The 3,220-nt window shown below is 55.8% G+C and carries 1 rRNA gene; it reads right to left on the bottom strand.

Going from position 1 to position 3,220, the window contains the following annotated elements:
• Positions 1-10: 10 nt before the first annotated feature.
• Positions 11-3,179: ribosomal RNA gene (locus HH308_RS29170) — 23S ribosomal RNA — on the bottom strand.
• Between the last annotated feature and the right edge of the window lie 41 nt (positions 3,180-3,220).

The following is a 3,220-nucleotide window of genomic DNA, read 5'->3' as shown; positions in this document are numbered from 1 at the left end:
TTTTGGGGGTGTTGGTAAGTCCTCGGCCGATTAGTACCAGTCACCTCAACACCTCACGATGCGTACAGTTCTGGCCTATCAACCCCATAGTCTGTAGGGGGCCTTAACCCCGCAAAAGGGGGTGAGAAACCTCATCTTGGAACAGGCTTCCCGCTTAGATGCTTTCAGCGGTTATCCCTTCCGAACGTAGCCAACCAGCAATGCACCTGGCGGTACAACTGGCACACCAGAGGTCCGTCCGTCCCGGTCCTCTCGTACTAGGGACAGGATTCCTCAAGTTTCTTACGCGCGCGGCGGATAGAGACCGAACTGTCTCACGACGTTCTAAACCCAGCTCGCGTGCCGCTTTAATGGGCGAACAGCCCAACCCTTGGGACCTACTCCAGCCCCAGGATGCGACGAGCCGACATCGAGGTGCCAAACCATCCCGTCGATATGGACTCTTGGGGAAGATCAGCCTGTTATCCCCGGGGTACCTTTTATCCGTTGAGCGACACCGCTTCCACATGCCGGTGCCGGATCACTAGTCCCGACTTTCGTCCCTGCTCGACATGTACGTCTCACAGTCAAGCTCCCTTGTGCACTTACACTCACCACCTGATTGCCAACCAGGCTGAGGGAACCTTTGGGCGCCTCCGTTACATTTTAGGAGGCAACCGCCCCAGTTAAACTACCCACCAGGCACTGTCCCTGAACCAGATCATGGCCCGAGGTTAGAAGTCCAATACGATCAGAGTGGTATTTCAACAACGACTCCACACCCACTAGCGTGAACGCTTCACAGTCTCCCACCTATCCTACACAAACCGAACCGAACACCAATACCAAGCTATAGTGAAGGTCCCGGGGTCTTTTCGTCCTGCCGCGCGTAACGAGCATCTTTACTCGTACTGCAATTTCGCCGAGTCTGTGGTTGAGACAGCAGAGAAGTCGTTACGCCATTCGTGCAGGTCGGAACTTACCCGACAAGGAATTTCGCTACCTTAGGATGGTTATAGTTACCACCGCCGTTTACTGGGGCTTAAATTCTCAGCCTCGCCACCACACGGGCAGCTAACCGGTCCTCTTAACCTTCCAGCACCGGGCAGGCGTCAGTCCGTATACATCGTCTTACGACTTCGCACGGACCTGTGTTTTTAGTAAACAGTCGCTTCTCTCTGGTCTCTGCGACCACCACCAGCTCAAACCGCAAAGAGTCGTCACCAGCAGTGGTCCCCCTTCTCCCGAAGTTACGGGGGCATTTTGCCGAGTTCCTTAACCACAGTTCTCTCGATCGCCTTAGTATTCTCTACCTGACCACCTGTGTCGGTTTGGGGTACGGGCCGTGCACCAACTCACTAGAGGCTTTTCTCGGCAGCATAGGATCATGGAATTCACCACAACGGTTACGCATCACCTCTCAGGAACAATAGAACGCGGATTTACCTACATTCCTCCCTACAGGCTTACACCAGTAACTACCACTCACTGGCCCCACTACCTTCCTGCGTCACCCCATCGCTTACCTACTACAACCAAGGCCACGCGCATCGCCATCCGGCCACCCGAAGGTGAACCATCCAGTCCTGGACGCTTAGTACAGTTGATTCAGCATTGGGCGCGGGCACACGGGTACGGGAATATCAACCCGTTGTCCATCGACTACGCCTGTCGGCCTCGCCTTAGGTCCCGACTCACCCTGGGCGGATTAACCTGGCCCAGGAACCCTTGGTCATTCGGCGGACACGTTTCCCACGTGTCTTTCGCTACTCATGCCTGCATTCTCACTCCCACACCCTCCACACCTCCCTCACAGGGATGCTTCCCAGGATGCAGGACGCTCCCCTACCCACCCCACCCACTACCAAAGACTCCGCAGAACCCTTGGGATGTCATGGTGGAGTGCCGCGGCTTCGGCGGTGTACTTGAGCCCCGCTACATTGTCGGCGCAGGATCACTTGACCAGTGAGCTATTACGCACTCTTTCAAGGATGGCTGCTTCTAAGCCAACCTCCTGGTTGTCTCAGTAATCCCACATCCTTTTCCACTTAGTACACGCTTAGGGGCCTTAGCCGGCGATCTGGGCTGTTTCCCTCTCGACTACGAACCTTATCGCCCGCAGTCTCACTGCCACACTCTCACACCCTGGCATTCGGAGTTTAGCTGACGTCAGTAACCTAGTAGGGCCCATCGGCCATCCAGTAGCTCTACCTCCAGAGTGAAACATGCAACGCTGCACCTAAATGCATTTCGGGGAGAACCAGCTATCACGGAGTTTGATTGGCCTTTCACCCCTACCCACAACTCATCCCCTCCATTTTCAACTGAAGTGGGTTCGGGCCTCCACAACATCTTACTGCTGCTTCACCCTGGCCATGGGTAGATCACTCCGCTTCGGGTCCAGACCCAGCGACCACCATCGAAAACACGAATGTCTCCGACATTGCGCCCTATTCAGACTCGCTTTCGCTACGGCTACCCCACACGGGTTAACCCAGCCACTGAGCACTGACTCGCAGGCTCATTCTTCAAAAGGCACGCCATCACCCACCACAGAAAACTCTGCGCGCAGGCTCTGACGGATTGTAAGCGTCCGGTTTCAGGTACTATTTCACTCCCCTCCCGGGGTACTTTTCACCTTTCCCTCACGGTACTAGTCCGCTATCGGTCACCAGGAAGTATTCAGGCTTACCGGGTGGTCCCGGCAGATTCACAGCAGATTCCACGAGCCCGCTGCTACTTGGGGCATCACACACACAAGACCACACACTTTCAGCTACCGGACTCTCACCGTCTACGGCAGACCATCCCAGGCCACTTCACCTAGCATGCGGCTTTATCACTCGCGCCCGACGCGGCAGCGCCGAGAAGCATGACCCCACAACCCCACACACACAACCCCTGCCGAGTCTCACATGCGCATGGTTTAGCCTCATCCGCTTTCGCTCGCCACTACTCACAGAATCACAATTGTTTTCTCTTCCTATGGGTACTGAGATGTTTCACTTCCCCACGTTCCCCCCACACGGGCTATACATTCACCCGGTGGTAACACCACATCACTGGTGCTGGGTTACCCCATTCGGACACCCTCGGATCACAGCTCGGTTGACAGCTCCCCGAGGCTTAACGCAGCCTCCCACGTCCTTCATCGGCTCCTGGTACCAAGGCATCCACCGAACGCCCTTACACACTTACCCAACACCTACAAACAACCCCACACACCACCACCACACACAGC

Source organism: Gordonia asplenii, from assembly GCF_012933505.1.
GTDB classification, from domain to species: Bacteria; Actinomycetota; Actinomycetes; order Mycobacteriales; family Mycobacteriaceae; genus Gordonia; species Gordonia asplenii.
The sequence above is the reverse complement of the archived record's forward strand: the minus strand, read 5'-3'. Positions and strand labels throughout refer to the sequence as shown.